Here is a 15412-nt window from a genome sequence, read left to right as displayed (position 1 = left end):
GGCACGCCGATTTGAGATAGAGACCATCGGAAGCAGCGCGGCGCGAAGTGCGCCCTCAGGTCAGTTCATCCGCGGCATCGCTGATCGCGGCGTAGATCTCCGCGAGATCCGCTTCCGTGACGCAGTAGGGTGGCATCAGGTAGATCGTGTTGCCGAGCGGCCGTAGCAGCAGGTTTCGCCGTTCGAAGAAGGCCTGGAGTTTTGGGCCGATGCCGGCGAGATAACCGGCATCGCTGGCCTTCAGGTCGAGTGCGGTGATGGTCCCGGTGCGGCGGACGTTTTCAAACCGCGTGTCGGCATGGAAGGACGCAAGCATCCGCTCCTGCATCGCGGCGAGCGAGGCGACGCGCGCGTCCGCGCCGTGTTGCCAGAGCTCGAGATTCGCCCTGGCGGCGGCGCAGGCGACCGGATTCGCCGTATAGGAACTGGAATGGAAGAAGGTTCGCGAACGGTCGCTGGAATAATGCGCGTCGTAGATCTCGGCACCGCACAACGTCACCGCGAGCGGCAATGATCCGCCGGTCAGCCCCTTGGAGTAGCAGGCAATATCCGGCCTGACATCGGCCTGCTCGCATGCGAACAAGGTGCCGGTGCGGCCCCAGCCGGTCATCACCTCATCGGCGATGAACAGCACGCCGAAGACCTCGCAGATGCGCTTCATTTCCTTGAGCACCCAAGCGGGATACATCAGCATCCCGCCGGCGCCGAGGATCAGCGGCTCGACGATGAACGCTGCCGCAGTTTGCTCCCTGCATGCCGCCTCGAGGGCATCTAGCGTGGCCTGCTCGCAGCCAGCCGCCGGAAACGGGATCGACGCGACGTCGAACAGCAGCGGCTCGTAAGCCTTGTTGAAGACGCCCCGCGCGCCGACCGACATCGTCCCCACGGTGTCGCCATGGTAGGAGTGCTCCATGACGATGATCCGCGTGCGCGGCACGCCGATATTGTGCCAATAGCCGAGCGCCATCTTCAGCGCCACTTCGACGCTGGTCGAGCCGGAGTCTGAGAAGAACACGTAGTCGAGGCCATCGGGCGCGAGCTTCAGGAGCTGCGCCGCAACGGTTTCGGCCGGATCGTGGGTGTGGCCGGCAAAGATGATCTGATTGAGCTGTTCCGCCTGCTCCTGGATCGCGCGCACGATATGCGGATGGCAATGGCCATGGGTCACCACCCACCAGGACGCGATCGCATCGATGATGCGGCGATCATCCGCGGTGTAGAGATAGGCGCCCTCGCTGCGCACGATCCACGTCATCTCGCCATGCAGCGCATGCTGCGTGAACGGGTGCCAGATCGGTGATTTGCGTGCGGGCATCATGGATTGAAATCTTCGCGCCGGAATGAATCCCTGAATGCCGCTTGCAGCGTGTCCGCCGTGAGCGGCGACAGCAACGGCAACCGGCCCAGCCGGCGCACCTGCCCGAACGCGCAGATGGCGCGCTCGCTTTCGGGATTGCTCTCGCCGATGAAGGCGATCCCGAGGATGTCGATCCGGCGCTTGCGCAGCGCCTCGACCGACAGCAGCGAATGATTGATGGTGCCGAGCGCCGTCCGGGCGCAGAGCACGACCGGCAGCTGCCAGCGCTCGAACATGTCGATATAGAGCGTGTCGTCGTTCAGCGGCACCATCAGCCCGCCGGCGCCCTCGATCACGAGCGGCCGATCTCCTGATGTCGGCACGTCGAGTGCGGCGGGATCAATGCGCACCCCGTCGATCGCCGCGGCCTGATGTGGCGACGCCGGCGTGCGAAGCCGGTAGCGTTCCGGCACGATGCGATCGGCCGGGATGCCGCCAAGCCGCGCAACCAGCTGTGCATCGGTCTCCTCGTCGAGCCCCGACTGAACCGGCTTCCAGTAGCTCGCGCCGAGGAAGCCGGAGAGACCTGCCGAGAAGATGGTCTTTCCGATCCCGGTATCGGTTCCGGTCACCACGATCCCATTGCTCATTGCGGCCATCCGTTGGTCTCCGCGACAAGCGCATCGAGCAGCGCCCGCACGTCGTCCTCGTCGACATTGAGGGTCAGCGCGATCCGCAACCGCGCGGTGCCCGCCGGCACGGTCGGCGGCCGGATGCCCCTGACGTCAAAGCCGCGGGCCTGCAATGCTGAGGCAAGCTGCATCGCGCGCGCATTGTCGCCGACGATATAGGGCACGATCTGCGAGCGCGACGGGCTGCGCCAGCCGCGCAGGTCGAGCTCGCGATGCGTGAACGCAACCAGCTTTGCCAGGCGCTGCTGGCGCTCGGGCTCCTGTTGCAGGATCAGCAGCGCCTCGCGCACGGCAACCGCCGTCAACGGCGATGGCGCGGTGGCGAAGATGAACGGGCGGCAGCGATTGACCATGAAGTCGCGCAGCACGGTCGGGGCCGTGACCAGCGCGCCCGCGGCGCCCAGCGCCTTGCCGCAGGTATGGACGATCACGAGGTTATCGCGCCCTTCATAGGGGGCCGTGAGCCCACGCCCCTGCTCGCCATAGACGCCGGTGCCGTGCGCCTCGTCCACCATCAGGAACGCATCGTGCCGATCCGCGATGGCGATGAGCTCGTCGAGCGGGGCGATGTCGCCATCCATGCTGTAGACACTCTCGATCACGATCCAGACCCGGCCCGTTCCACCCTCGGCGCGCCAGCCGCGAATGGTATCCTCGACCGATTGCGGATCATTGTGCGCGCTGAACCTGAATTCGGCCCGGCCGGCCCGCGCGCCCTCGTGAATGCTGGCATGCACCAGGGCGTCGAGCACCAGCAGATCACCGCGCTGCGGGAGCGTCGTCAGCACCGCGAAATTGGCGACATAGCCGCCGCCGAAAAACAGCGCGGTCTCGACACGGAAGAACGCGGCGGCTTCAGTCTCCAGCCGTTCGTGCTCCTCGCAATTGCCGCGCAAAAGCCGCGAGCCGCCGGCGCCGACCGGCGTGCCGGCCTCGAGCGCTGCCGCGACCGCCTGCTTGATGCGCGGCGCGTTTGCGAGCGCCAGATAGTCGTTGGAGACGAAATCGATGCCCGCGCGCGGCTTGAGGCCGCGCAGCCGATCGTCCTTGCTCAGGGCGTGCAAGGCCGCGGCGTAATCAGCGGCGTTGGCCGCATGGATTGCGCTCATGCTTCTCTCTCGGATGCAAGGTTGGTCGCGCGCGGACTTGGGCCGCGCGCTCGCGGAAGATTGCGATCAGGCGAGGCGGGAGGTGATGCCGAGCCGATCCAGCAGGTCGGCGTCGCGGTCGCGCTGCGGGTTCTTGGTGGTCAGCAGCACGTCGCCGATGAAGATCGAGTTCGCGCCGGCCAGGAAGCACATCGCCTGCAGTTCATCGGTCATGTATTGCCGACCGGCCGACAGCCGCACCACACTCTGCGGCATCATGATCCGCGCGGTTGCGACCAGCCGCACCAGTCCGATCGGATCGGGGCGCTCGGCGGTGTCATTGACCGGCACGCCCTTAACCTCGTTCCACAGGTTGATCGGCACGCTGTCCGGATGGCTGGGAAGATTCGCGAGCAGCATCAGCATGCCGAGCCGGTCATCGACCTGCTCGCCCATGCCGATGATGCCGCCGCAGCAGACCTTGATGCCGGCGTCGCGCACATGCGCCAGCGTATCGATGCGGTCCTGCAAGGTGCGGGTGGTGATGATCTTGTCGTAGAACTCCGGCGAGGTATCGACATTGTGGTTGTAGAAATCGAGACCCGCCTCGGAGAGGCGCTCGGCCTGCTTCGGCGTCAGCATGCCGAGCGTGACGCAGGTCTCCATGCCGAGGCCCTTCACCGCGCTGACCATGTCGCAGACCTGATCGAGATCGCGGTCCTTGGGACTGCGCCAGGCCGCGGCCATGCAGAAGCGGGTAGCGCCGGCATCCTTGGCGCGCTGCGCCACCGCGACCACCTCGTCCCGCGGCATCAGCCGGGTCGCCTTCAGGCCGGTGTCGTAATGCGCGCTCTGGGAGCAGTAGCCGCAATCTTCCGGACAGCCGCCGGTCTTGATGCTGAGCAGGCTCGCGGTCTCGACGTGGTTCGGATTGAAGTTGGCGCGGTGGACGCCCTGGGCCTGGAACATCAGGTCCGCGAACGGCAGATTATAGAGTGCCTCGGCCTCCGCCCGCTCCCAGGTCTTGCGGGGCGGAGCGCTGTTGCGGCTGTCGGTCCGTTCGATCTCAACGACATCAACCATCGGGCTTGCCTTCTCGTTTGTGATACATCATAGATAATCAATAAGATTATCTATGATCACTCTCTTGGAATGATGCTAGCTGAGGCCGTGTGGCAGTGCACTCGTTTTTATGATAGATAATCTATGATGGACGAAGGCGAGAACACGACGACCGCCGGGCGCATTGCCGAGGTGCTCGCTGAGGGCATCATCAGCGGCGCGCTGCCGCCCGATGCCCCGCTCCGGCAGGACCATGTCGCGCGGGAATTCCATTCCAGCCACGTCCCGGTGCGCGAGGCCTTCCGGCAGTTGGAGGCGCAGCATCTCGTCGTCGCGGTCCCCCGCCGCGGCGTGCGGGTCGCGCCGCTCGACACCAAATCGGTGAAGGAGATCGCCGAGATGCGCGCTGCGCTCGAGGTGGTCGCGCTGCGCAATGCGGCGCCGAAATTCACCTCGGCCCTCCTGGCGCGGATCGAGGTCGCCGTGATCGAAGGCGACAATGCCGAGACGGTCGAGGAATTCGAGTTGGCCAATCGCGACTTCCACCACGCGCTGGTGGCGCCCTGCGCGATGCCGCGGCTGCTCGCCAGCCTCGACGGCTTGCAGCTGGCGAATTCGCGACTGGTGTTCGCGATGGCACGCAATGCCGGCTGGCGGCCACGGCCGAGCCAGGATCATCGCGTGATCTTGCAGGCGCTGCGCGCCCGCAACATCGAGCAGGCCTGCAGCCTTCTGGCGCGGCATATCCAGACCATCGAGCGGCTTGCGCTGTCGGCGTCGTGACAGAAATCTGCAATCCGCTAGATCGGGATGACGTTAGGTTGAATCGGTTTGGCCACGAACACGATTCACCTCTCCCTTGGGAGAGGTGAACTTCCGACGCCGTTCCAGCTCAACCTGATCCCATCCCGCTTTAGGCGATTGCGACGATCTCGAGTTCCTGCTCGCCTGAGCCCGCGACGTCGCCCACGGCTTTGCCCATCAGCGACCTTGCCACCGGCGAGACGAACGAGATCGAGCCCGCCTTGGGATCAGCCTCGTCCTCACCGACAATCCGGTAGGTCTGCACGCGGCCGTCGGCGCGGCTGAAGGTCACCGTGCTGCCGAAGGCAACGGTTTCGGTCGATGCAGGATCTGCGACGACCTGCGCAGTGCGGAGCCGCTCGGTGAGATAGCGCGCGTCGCGCAGCGGAACCGCCGATTGCCGCCGCCGTTCGTTGACGTCGTCCAGTTGCTGCGCGGCCTCATAGGCCGCGCGCGCCTGCTGGAGCTGACGTTCCAGCGCTTTCCGTCCTGCCTCCGTCACCAGATTGGGATGCGGCGAAATGGGGCGGTCTGGCAACAGCGTCTCGGACGCGGTCTCGGCACTTTCTTCCTTGGTGAAGGCAACGCTCAATCCGGAACTCCATCGATGAGGCGGACAGTATAGCGCCGCCTCGCGGACCCCGCTAATGCGCGATTGGATTAGGCTGGAGCTTAGTGCGACGCCGGTTGTTCCGCCTTGCTCCGTCGGCCGAAGCGGTTCTTCACGCCTTCGCGCCAACTCTGGAAAGTGACGAACAGCATCGGCACCAGGAAGATGCCGATCGAGCTGGCGGCCAGCATGCCGCCGAACACTGCGGTGCCGACCGCACGGCGGCTGATTTCCGCAGCACCCGTCGCGACCACCAGCGGCACCAGGCCGAGGATGAAGGCGATCGAAGTCATCATCACCGCGCGGAAGCGCATTTGCGCACCTATCGTCGCGGCCTCCGCGATCGGCCTGCCGGCCTCGCGCTGCTCCTTGGCGAACTCGACGATCAGGATGCCGTTCTTGGCGGCGAGCGCGATCAGCACCACAAGCCCGATCTGGCCGTAGAGATCCAGGTTGAGGCCAGCGAGCTTGATCGCGAGATAGGAGCCGAACACGCCGACCGTCACCGACAGCAGCACGGGAATCGGGATCGTCCAGCTCTCATACAGCGCCACCAGGAACAGATAGGCAAACAGCACCGCGAGCGCCAGGATGATGCCGGTCTGGCCGGAAGCCGCCTGCTCCTGATAGGCGGTGCCGGTCCATTCATACGAGTAGCCGGCCGGCAACGTCGTCTTCGAGAGGTCGGCCATCGTCGCGATCGCGGTGCCTGACGACACGCCTGCCGCGGGGCTGCCGTTCACCGTGACCGAGCGATAATTGTTGTAGCGCGTGATCACCTGCGGACCGGTGACGATCCGCAAGCTTGCGATCGAGCGGATCGGCACCATCTCGCCGCCGGTATTGCGCACATAGATCTGCCAGATGTCGGGAATGTCGCGGCGGTCGGACGCATCGCCCTGCACGTTGACCTGCCAGGTGCGGCCGAACAGGTTGAAATTGTTGACGTAGATACCGCCGAGCGTGGCCTGCAGCGCAGTGAAGACGTCGGCCATGTTGAGGCCGAGCGCCTGCGCCTTGGCGCGATCGATATCGAGATAGACAGATGGATTGGTCGCGGTGAAGGTCGAGAACACGCGGGTGAGATTCGGATTGCGGTTGGCCGCGCCGATCAACCCGCCCATCACGCTGCTGAGCGAAGCCGGGTCCTGTCCCTCCAGCGCCTCGAGCTGATATTCGAAGCCGCCCGAAGTCGAGAGCCCGATGATCGGCGGCAGATTGAACGGCAGCACCGAGGCCTGACGGATCTGCGTTCCGCCGACGAAAGTCTGTCCGATCGCGGCCTGCACCGAATCCGTGACGGCCTTGCGGTCGGCGAACGCCTTCATCCGCGCCACCATGAACGCGGAGTTCGGCTCGCTGGCGCCGTCGAGCAACGAGAAGCCGATAATCGACAGCACGTGATCGACCGCCGGGTTCTTCTTCAACAACGCTTCGACCTGCTTGGTCGCCTCGCTGGTGCGCGCCACCGAGGCGCCGTCGGGCAATTGCACCGCGATGAAGAACGCGCCCTGGTCCTCCTCGGGCAGGAAGCCGGTCGGCGTGATCTTCGACACGCCGAACACCGCGCCGGCAAACACCAGCACCGCGACCAACGACAACACCGCGACGCGGACCAGCCGCTGCACCACGCCGGCGTAGCGGTCGCGGACCCAGTCGATGCTGCCGAGCACCCGTCCCATGATGCCGCGGCGCGGCCCGGTGTGGCGCAGGAACACCGCGCACAGCGCCGGCGACAATGTCAGCGCGTTCAGCGCCGAGATCACCATCGCGGCGCTGATCGTCACCGCGAACTGGCGGAATAGCGTGCCGGAAATGCCGGGGATGAACGCGATCGGAACGAACACCGAGAGCAGCACCAGCGAGATCGCGATGATCGGCGCGGTGATCTGCGTCATCGCCTTCTTGGTGGCGTCGGCCGGCGACAGCTCCGGCTCCTCCTCCATGACGCGTTCGACGTTCTCGACCACGACGATGGCGTCGTCGACCACGATGCCGATCGCCAGCACCATCGCCAATAGCGAGACCGTGTTGGCGGAATAGCCGAGCGCCAGCAGCACCGCGAAGGCGCCGATCAGGCTGACCGGAACCGCGACCGCCGGGATCACCGTGGCGCGCAGATTGCCGAGGAACAGGAACACCACGATCACGACGAGCACGAAGGCCTCGCCGAGCGTCTTCATCACCTCCTTGATCGTGTCGGAGACGAAGGTCGTGGAGTCGTACTGCACGAGGTAGGTCAGGCCCGGCGGAAACCGCTCCGACAATTTCGCAAGCGTCGCCTGCACGGCCTTGGCCGTCGTCACCGCATTGGCGCCGGGTGCGAGATAGATGCCCATCGGCACGCCGGGATTGCCGTCGATCCGCGACTCCGAATCCATGTTCTGCGCGCCGATCTCGACGCGGGCGACGTCCCTGATCCGCAGCACCGATCCGTCCGGATTGGCCCGCAGCACGATGTCGCCGAACTGCTTGGAAGTCGTCAGGCGGCCCTGGGTCTGCACGTTGAACTGGAACTGCTGGTCGTTGCTGATCGGACGCGCGCCGATGCGGCCGACCGGCGCCTGCACGCTCTGGGCACGGATCGCGGCGATCACGTCCGACGGCGCCAGATTGAGGCTGGTCAGGCGCTGGGTGTCGAACCAGATCCGCATCGAATAGTTCAGCTTGGCGAACAGCGAGGCCTGCCCGACGCCAGGCGTGCGCGAGATCGCGTCCAGCACGTTGATGATGGCGTAGTTGGTGATGAACAGCGGATCCTGCTCGGCGCTCTTGCTGTACAGCACGATGAACTGCAGCACGGCCGAGGACTTCTTCTGCACGGTGAGGCCCTGTGCCTGCACCTCGGTCGGCAATTGCGCGAGCGCGCTCTGCACGCGGTTGTTGACGTTGACGGTGTTGATGTCGGGATCGGTGCCGAGCGCGAACGAGACCGTCAGCGTATAGCTGCCGTCATTGCCGCTGGTCGACTTCATGTAGAGCATCTTGTCGACGCCGACGACCTGCGCCTCCAGCGGCTGGGCGACGCTGGATTCGACCACCTCGGCCGACGCGCCGGGGAACACGGCCGAGACCGTGACCTGCGGCGGCACGATGTCCGGGAACTGGGCGACCGGAATCTGCATCAGCGCCAGCGCGCCGGCGATCGTGATCACGAACGCGATGACGATCGCAAGCCGCGGACGATCGACGAAGACAGCGGAAATCATGGGTTGCTACCCGTCGATTTCGGCGCGCTGCCGGCGCCGCCATCGGCGGAAACCTTCATGCTCGACTGGATCAGCGCGCTGGCCGGCCCCGGCGCGACCACCTCGCCCGGCTTGACCTTCTGCAACCCCTCGACGATGACCTTGTCGCCAAGCGCGATGCCGCTTGTCACCGCCGCGATCGTCGAGGTCGATTGCCCGAGTTGGATCCGCTTCTGCTCGGCCTTGTTCTCCGCGCCGACGACATAGACATACTCGCCCTGCTGGTCAGACAGCACCGCTGAGCGCGGGATCGCCAGCACCTCGACCGGCTGCACGCCTTCCAGCAGGACGGTCACGAACTCATTGTCGGTGAGCTCGCGGAGCGAGCCGCCTGTTGCGGCCGAGGTATAGGTCGATGGATTCGGGATGGTGCCGCGCAAGGAGATGGTGTCGGTGTTCTGTGCGATCGTGTTGTTGACGAAATTCAATTCGCCGGTCTGCTCGTAGAGCCGGCCGTCCGGCAGGCGCAGCCGGATGACGACGGCCTTGAAGCCGCCGCGGGTCACATAGCGTTCGCGCAGATCGAGTGACTCGCGCACCGACACGGGAAAGGTGACATACATCGGATCCTGGCTGACGATGGTGGTCAGGGTTCCCGAGCTCGGCGTCACGACGTTACCTTCGGTGACCGCGGTGCGTCCGATCCTGCCGTCGATCGGCGAATGGATCTCGGTGTAGTCGAGATTGATCTGGGACAGGTCGACCTGCGCCTGGGCGGCCTGCACCTGCGCCTCGAGGCTCTGCTGGTTGGCGACCGCCGCATCGACATTGGATTGCTGGCCGGCCGGACCGCCCATCAGGGCCTTGGCGCGATCGGTGGTCAGCTTGGCGTTGACCAGCGTCGCCTGCAACTGGGCGACCTGCGCCTTCTTCGATGCGAGGTCGGCCTCGAACGGGCCGCGCTCGAGTTGATACAGCAGGTCGCCGGCCTTGACCTCGGCGCCCTCGACGAAGTTTCGCTTGTCCAGGAACGCCGTGACGCGCGCCACCACGTTGACGCGGTTGGGCGCCTCGATACGTCCCAGGAACTCGTTGGTTTCGGTGACCGGCCGCTTCACCGCCTCGAACACGCCAACGGCAGGAGGCCCGGGCGGCCCCGCCTGCGCATGAGCCGCTGAAACTCCCGCCACCGCCAATCCCGCCGATACCAGAAACCTCGTCAGTCCACCGAAGCTTCGTTCCGTACCACCCATGCTGCTCAACCCTTCGGCTAACAAGCTCTACGAGACGGATATGACGTCGACGTCCCTCAGACCCGGGAAGGTCAGGGATCGGCAAGATGCGTTGCAGCAAATCATAACGAGTCCAATCCGACAATCCTGTAACCCTGGTTCCGGGTTTGGGCCGACGACAGCGGATTGGAGGGACGGCGGACCGCATGAGCATGCGTGTCGGCCGCCGATCAACACAGTCGCCTCGATTTGAGCGGCGACAACGGCGCATCGATTGACATGAATCGAGTGCCGTCGGCTCGACAGGCCATCAAAGCCTGATGACGACCATACCGAAGTAGCGGCCCCGCGCGGTATCAGCCAACGCGAGTGTGGCTTGCTCCAGCCCGTCGATCACGACATGGGGAAGAGCGATATCGCCGGAGCGGCACCAATCGGCCAGACGGCGGAACCACTCGTCGCGTGCTTCCGGATTGTCGTCGGCGCTATAGCCCCGGATGGTGATCTTCCGTAGCAGGATTTGGGTGGAGTCCAACACGACAGGCGCCACACGCCCGGTTCCGGCCGCGGCTAGCTGCCCCGACAATGTCCCCGTGATGACGAAGCGCGCATGCTCGCGCGCGACGGCCACGGCGGCCTGCAACTGCTCGCCCCCCACATTGTCGAGAAAGACATCGATGCCGTCGGGCGCCGCCTCGCGCAGTTGCGCAACGAACGACTTGTCGGTGCCGCGGATCACCGCGGCGTCATAGCCGAGCTCGGCGACCAGCCGATCCGCTTTCGCCGATGCACTGGTGCTGCCGATCACGCGCCCCGCCCCGAGCAGTCGAGCGATCTGCCCGGCCATCGAGCCGATCGCTCCGGCCGCGCTCGATATGAAGACGGTGTCGCCGGCCCGGATCTGCACGCCACGCGTCAGCGCCGCGTGGGCGGTCCAGCCATGCCCGAGATAGCCGAGGTAACCGAGCGGATCGGGCAGCGGCGCAGCCAGCCGGAGGCACTGGACGGCCGGAACAACGGCGTAATCGCGCCAGCCGAACATGTGCAGCACCATGTCACCAGGTGACAGCCCGCTGCTTGTCGGCGCCATCACGACCTCGCCGATCGCCTCGCCGCGCAGGCCGTCGCCCGGGCGCAGCGCGGGAAACGGAACCCCCGGCACATCCTCCGCGCCCTGGCTCACCATCTGGCGGAGCGAAGCCGATACCAGGAAGCAGCGATTGCGCACCAACACCTCACCCGCGCCTGCAACCGGTAGCGGCTCGTCCACCAGCTCGAAATGCTGCGGCCCCGGCAGTCCCTCGGGCCTGATCGTCAGCCTGACCTCGCGCGCGGTCTCCCCCGCCATCATGAATATCCTTTGACTTGATCCGCCCGTCGGACAGAATGTGAGCACTATGCTCACATTACCGGCGGAGAGGCGCGCCTGACCACTCGCATTCCGAAACCGACGAGCACGATGCGGAAAGCCCCGCGACAGGCCCGCTCGCGCGCCACCATCGAGATCATCCTCGAGGGCGCGGCTCGCATTCTCGGCGAGCGCGGCTGGGCCGCGACGACCACCAACGCGGTTGCCGCGACGGCAGGCGTCAGCATCGGGTCGCTGTATCAGTATTTTCCCAACAAGCTCGCGCTGGTCGAGGCGGTCCGGCGCCGTCACTTCGACGAGGTGCTGGCGGTGCTGCGCGCAGCGACCGACGCCGCGACGCCTCGGGCACGCCGTGTCGCCGCGTTCGTCGACGGCATGATCGCGGTGCATCGTCGCTTTCCCGCCGCGCACCGGGTGCTGCTCGAGGAAGCCCCCCGCGACGCAGCCAGCGAGGCCACGCACCGCCGGTTCGAGACCGAGTATCGCAGCGGCTGCGACGCGTTCTTCACGGCCAACAGGCGAGGCGACACCGCCGTGGATAGCGCGATCGCCGCTCAGGTCCTCGCTGCCGCGGTGGCGGGCGTCGTCCACGATGCGGCACGGCTCGGGTTGCTCGCCTCGCCGCTGTTCAGACGGGAACTGATCGCGCTGGTCGAATCCAGCCTGGCCAGACGGCGCGCCGCGGCCGACCGATGATCAACGGTTTTGGCGATGCCCATCCGCCGCGGGGCGCACAAGGACAGCACCCGCGGATCATCACAACGCAACAGCGTTCTTCAGGCGCGAGGTGACCTGGTAGGCGGGTGATGCCAGCTGCTCGTACAGCCATGGCCGCGCGCGCTTGCCGCCAACCTCGTGCACGCCATCGAACAGCGCCATCTCGATCGAATGCGGATGACCCGACGCTGCGTAGACGGACTGCATTTCGGCGAACTTCTCATCACGCCCGAGTTCCGTGGTGTTTGCGCCATCGCGGCTGCCGATCTCGACGAACAGCGGACACGGAGAGACCAGGTACGCCAGCTCCGCGCCGGCGTACTTGGCGCGGCTGTTGGCGAAATGGATGTAGGCCGCAAGTTCGATGCCGAGGTTCTTGCTGATGACGGACGATGTCAGGAACTTCTTCTCGTCACGCATATATCCGGAGACGACGGTCGGCCGCATCCGCCCCGTCGCGGCTTCCAGATGCAGCGCGAGAAAGGCGCCCGAGGACACCCCATAGACGCCGACATGCAGACCGGACATTCCGGTCAACCTCCGGCAGACCGTTTCGCCGGCGTCGATCGATGCGCATGACACGTTGTGCGCGGAGATGCCATGCGATGCCAGCATCGCGGCGATGTTGTTCTGGCTCTCCTGATTTCCGATCTGCACGATGTAGGGGCACCAGACGACATAACCATCCTGGCAAAGCTGTTTGCCGAGCGCGTTCATGTAGTCCTTGTCAGCGTCGTCGAAGCACCGCTCCGGCGTACTCGCCATGCCGTGGCCGAGCAGGATCAATCCCTTGAACGCACCGTCGGGGATCCCGAGGCATCCGCGCACCGGTACGCCGCATTCCAGATCGAACTCGACTTTCACGACCGAAAACCCCGCGGCCGTATCGCGCCAGAGAACCCGCATGTCCTCGCGGGATGGCCGATAGAGCCGCCGCGCCCGGAACAGCGACCGCATCTCCCGCCGGACATCGGGGCCGGTTGCGACCGCGCGCAGCTTTCCGCTTGCCGCGAGATCGAAGAACGACCGGCAGAACGTATCGTAGCCAAGCGTCGGCAGATCGACATTGGCGCACGATCCCCGGCAGTGACTGAGAGCCAGCGTGTTGCCGGTCACCGATGAGGGGCCGACCAACGTCATCAGTAATCCGGAAAGCGCCCTGCGGCTGATCATCGGTCCTCCCCGAGCCGGCGACGGCTCGACTGGTGCCATCAAGATGGCGGCCCAGCAGGCGCGACAAGTCGCGCGGATACAAATTAAAGGATGTTCATGGTCGAAGGATCATGCGCAGCGTTGCAAACGTGTACGCTGCCCGGCCGCGCGCTGTCGCAATTCATGGCAAAGCGTTTCGAGACGCTTCGGAAAGATGTCTGATTGTCACGCAGACTCAATCTCGCCTTAGCCGGCGCCGAACGTCAGGTCCTGATCATCGGGTCTCGATCATCAAGTTTTGGGCTTGACCTCGGTGACCTTGGCATCGGGTCGCTGCCCAGCGAGCGCGGCCCCATCAGACGGCGCGAAGATCACCTGCAAAATCGTCCAAGAGCCGCGATCCATCGTGATGCGAGCGGTCGCACCGGAATAGCCCGGACTCGTGGGCCAGACCGAATTGCTCTAGGCATTCATTCCGGGATCGACGGGTTATCTGTTGGGCAACAGCGTTTCTGGAATGGCCGATGGCGAACGACCTGCACGCGCATCTGATTGAACTGGCCTATGAGGCCGCGGTCCTCCCCGAGCTGTGGCCGAATGTTCTGCATCAGGTCGGCGGGATCGCGCGGGCCCGCGGCATCGTGCTGCTGACGGCGGCCCCGCAGGACGTGCGCTGGGTCGCCTCCCCCGACATGCACGATGACACGGTTGCCTATGTCGAAGGCGGCTGGCACGAGCGCAACGGGCGGTTGCCGCGCCTGCTCGCGGCCAATCATGCCGGCTTCCTGCGCGATATCGACGTGTTCGATACGCCCGAGGAAGTGCAGCAGGATTTCCAGATCCGGGAATTCTTCCGCCCGCGCGGGCTCGGATGGGGCGCCGGTACCGCGATCCCAGTGCCGAGCGGCGACGTGCTGATCTACAGCGTCGAGCGCGAATACCGGCACGGGCCGATCGAGCGGGAGGCGATCGAACAGCTCGACGCACTGCGCCCGCATCTGGCGCGGGCGGCGCTGCTGTCGGCGCGGCTTGGGATGGAGCGCGCGAAGGCCGCCGCCGAATCGCTGGCGATGCTCGGCCTGCCCGCGGGGGTGCTGCGCCGCGGCGGCCGCCTGATGGCGGCCAACACGCTGTTCGATCGCCTGGTGCCCGATGTGATGCAGGATCGCACCGATCGCCTGGCGCTGGCGGCGCCTGCCGCCGATGCGCTGTTCGCGCAGGCCGTCGGTGCACTTGATCACGGGCTCATCAGCGGCGAGGTCCGCTCGGTCCCGATCGCTGCACAGGACGAGCGCCCGCCGCTCATCGTGCATCTGGTCCCGATCCGTGGCGCGGCGCGCGACCTGTTCGACCGCGCACTGGCGATCGTGATCGTGACGCCGGTGGTGCCGGCCGAGGTGCCGACCGCGGAGGTGCTGCAGGGCCTGTTCGACCTGACGCCGGCCGAGGCGCGGGTCGCCCGCGGCATCGGCGAAGGACGAACCGTCGAGGCGATCGCCATCGCCTTCGGAATCTCCCGCGAAACCGTGCGCAACCAGCTCAAGGCCGTGCTGGCGAAGACCGGGCTCGGCCGCCAGGTCGAACTCGCCGGACTGCTCGCCGGCGCCAAGGTGCCGCCGGGTTCGTCGGCGGAATAGACTTACGCCGCGCTCAGGCGAGCCTGGAAGCGCCCCACAACCCGACCGATCACGTTGGCCGTCATTGCGGCGGCATGCTCCCGGCGGCATCGCAAGCGGATCGGCATGTTCAAACGGCGCCGGTTGAGCTAGTGGTAGCTCCCCTCCCTTCGTGCGCCCGTTCGGCGCATGTCCAGTGAATAGAGTGCATCTGAATGGCCGAAGCCGACCTCGACGCCGTCATCCGGCAGACCGCAAGAGCCCAGACCAAGGCCGTGATGGCGGCGGCCAAGAAGCGCCAGGCCGTCTGGGTCGCGCGCGCGGCCAAGGCCAAGGACAAGGAGACCAAGGCGCGCTTCCGCTTCCTCGCCAAGAGCACGATGCTGAACGCGACGGCGACCGCCAAGCGGTTGCAGAATTCGGCCGAGAACGCCGCCGACGCCTACGCCCGCGCGATGAAGCGGGCGATGGAAGAGCCGCCGCCGGCCAAAAAGCCCGCGAAGAAGAAAGAGGACGCCTGATGCGCTTCTATGGAAGCGCGTCATGATCATTATTTTCGCATGATCGTTTCGGAAAACCGGTGTC

At 65.8% G+C, this 15412-nt stretch carries 13 protein-coding genes; 4 read left to right on the top strand and 9 right to left on the bottom strand.

Annotation, left to right across the window (positions count from 1 at the left end):
• Nucleotides 1–55 precede the first annotated feature (55 nt).
• The 4 genes from JQ507_34540 to bioB form a co-directional block, all read right to left on the bottom strand.
• A complete protein-coding gene (locus JQ507_34540; protein ID QRI69892.1) occupies nt 56–1318 on the bottom strand; it encodes an adenosylmethionine--8-amino-7-oxononanoate transaminase in 1263 nt (420 codons plus the stop codon).
• Nucleotides 1315–1947 carry an ATP-dependent dethiobiotin synthetase BioD gene (gene bioD, locus JQ507_34535; GenBank protein ID QRI69891.1) on the bottom strand — a complete coding sequence of 211 codons (633 nt, stop codon included), beginning with the start codon at nt 1945–1947 and terminating at the stop codon, nt 1315–1317. Before bioD ends, JQ507_34540 begins: the two co-directional genes overlap by 4 nt.
• Entirely contained in the window at nt 1944–3098 is a 1155-nt protein-coding gene (locus tag JQ507_34530; protein QRI69890.1) for an 8-amino-7-oxononanoate synthase, read from the bottom strand. Before JQ507_34530 ends, bioD begins: the two co-directional genes overlap by 4 nt.
• Before the next feature lie 66 nt (nt 3099–3164).
• Nucleotides 3165–4160 carry a biotin synthase BioB gene (gene bioB, locus JQ507_34525; protein QRI69889.1) on the bottom strand — a complete coding sequence of 332 codons (996 nt, stop codon included), beginning with the start codon at nt 4158–4160 and terminating at the stop codon, nt 3165–3167.
• A gap of 123 nt (nt 4161–4283) precedes the next feature.
• On the opposite strand from bioB, the gene JQ507_34520 reads away from it, so the two are divergent.
• Entirely contained in the window at nt 4284–4922 is a 639-nt protein-coding gene (locus JQ507_34520; protein QRI69888.1) for a GntR family transcriptional regulator, read from the top strand.
• A gap of 130 nt (nt 4923–5052) precedes the next feature.
• Here JQ507_34520 and greA read toward each other — a convergent pair whose 3' ends face one another.
• The 4 genes from greA to JQ507_34500 form a co-directional block, all read right to left on the bottom strand.
• Nucleotides 5053–5535: a transcription elongation factor GreA gene (greA, locus tag JQ507_34515; protein ID QRI69887.1), complete on the bottom strand. Its 483-nt coding sequence runs from the start codon at nt 5533–5535 to the stop codon at nt 5053–5055.
• 80 nt (nt 5536–5615) lie between these two features.
• Nucleotides 5616–8762 carry a multidrug efflux RND transporter permease subunit gene (locus tag JQ507_34510; protein ID QRI69886.1) on the bottom strand — a complete coding sequence of 1049 codons (3147 nt, stop codon included), beginning with the start codon at nt 8760–8762 and terminating at the stop codon, nt 5616–5618.
• A complete protein-coding gene (locus JQ507_34505; protein ID QRI69885.1) occupies nt 8759–9931 on the bottom strand; it encodes an efflux RND transporter periplasmic adaptor subunit in 1173 nt (390 codons plus the stop codon). Before JQ507_34505 ends, JQ507_34510 begins: the two co-directional genes overlap by 4 nt.
• A gap of 352 nt (nt 9932–10283) precedes the next feature.
• A complete protein-coding gene (locus tag JQ507_34500; GenBank protein ID QRI69884.1) occupies nt 10284–11321 on the bottom strand; it encodes an NADP-dependent oxidoreductase in 1038 nt (345 codons plus the stop codon).
• A gap of 111 nt (nt 11322–11432) precedes the next feature.
• On the opposite strand from JQ507_34500, the gene JQ507_34495 reads away from it, so the two are divergent.
• A complete protein-coding gene (locus JQ507_34495) occupies nt 11433–12038 on the top strand; it encodes a TetR/AcrR family transcriptional regulator (protein QRI69883.1) in 606 nt (201 codons plus the stop codon).
• Between the two features lie 60 nt (nt 12039–12098).
• Here the strand turns inward: JQ507_34495 and JQ507_34490 are convergent, their stop codons facing one another.
• The gene (locus JQ507_34490; protein QRI69882.1) at nt 12099–13232 is read right to left on the bottom strand and encodes a hypothetical protein; all 1134 of its coding nucleotides are present in this window, start codon (nt 13230–13232) and stop codon (nt 12099–12101) included.
• Nucleotides 13233–13735: 503 nt separating this feature from the next.
• On the opposite strand from JQ507_34490, the gene JQ507_34485 reads away from it, so the two are divergent.
• Both JQ507_34485 and JQ507_34480 read left to right on the top strand, forming a co-directional pair.
• Nucleotides 13736–14848: a helix-turn-helix transcriptional regulator gene (locus tag JQ507_34485; GenBank protein QRI69881.1), complete on the top strand. Its 1113-nt coding sequence runs from the start codon at nt 13736–13738 to the stop codon at nt 14846–14848.
• 194 nt (nt 14849–15042) lie between these two features.
• Nucleotides 15043–15348, top strand: a complete 306-nt coding sequence (locus JQ507_34480) for a hypothetical protein (GenBank protein ID QRI69880.1) — start codon at nt 15043–15045, stop codon at nt 15346–15348.
• Nucleotides 15349–15412: the final 64 nt, after the last annotated feature.

Origin of the sequence: Bradyrhizobium sp. PSBB068, from assembly GCA_016839165.1 — a bacterium.
Lineage (GTDB): Bacteria > Pseudomonadota > Alphaproteobacteria > Rhizobiales > Xanthobacteraceae > Bradyrhizobium.
This window is presented reverse-complemented; position numbering and strand designations above follow the sequence as displayed.

Excerpts from the sequence above, each read along its gene's own strand:
- JQ507_34500 (QRI69884.1), bottom strand. The coding sequence starts at position 11,321 with ATGGCGGGGGAGACCGCGCGCGAGGTCAGGCTGACGATCAGGCCCGAG.
- bioD (QRI69891.1), bottom strand. The coding sequence starts at position 1,947 with ATGAGCAATGGGATCGTGGTGACCGGAACCGATACCGGGATCGGAAAG.
- bioB (QRI69889.1), bottom strand. The coding sequence starts at position 4,160 with ATGGTTGATGTCGTTGAGATCGAACGGACCGACAGCCGCAACAGCGCT.
- JQ507_34530 (QRI69890.1), bottom strand. The coding sequence starts at position 3,098 with ATGAGCGCAATCCATGCGGCCAACGCCGCTGATTACGCCGCGGCCTTG.
- JQ507_34540 (QRI69892.1), bottom strand. The coding sequence starts at position 1,318 with ATGATGCCCGCACGCAAATCACCGATCTGGCACCCGTTCACGCAGCAT.
- JQ507_34510 (QRI69886.1), bottom strand. The coding sequence starts at position 8,762 with ATGATTTCCGCTGTCTTCGTCGATCGTCCGCGGCTTGCGATCGTCATC.
- JQ507_34485 (QRI69881.1), top strand. The coding sequence starts at position 13,736 with ATGGCGAACGACCTGCACGCGCATCTGATTGAACTGGCCTATGAGGCC.
- JQ507_34495 (QRI69883.1), top strand. The coding sequence starts at position 11,433 with ATGCGGAAAGCCCCGCGACAGGCCCGCTCGCGCGCCACCATCGAGATC.
- JQ507_34480 (QRI69880.1), top strand. The coding sequence starts at position 15,043 with ATGGCCGAAGCCGACCTCGACGCCGTCATCCGGCAGACCGCAAGAGCC.
- JQ507_34490 (QRI69882.1), bottom strand. The coding sequence starts at position 13,232 with ATGATCAGCCGCAGGGCGCTTTCCGGATTACTGATGACGTTGGTCGGC.
- JQ507_34520 (QRI69888.1), top strand. The coding sequence starts at position 4,284 with ATGATGGACGAAGGCGAGAACACGACGACCGCCGGGCGCATTGCCGAG.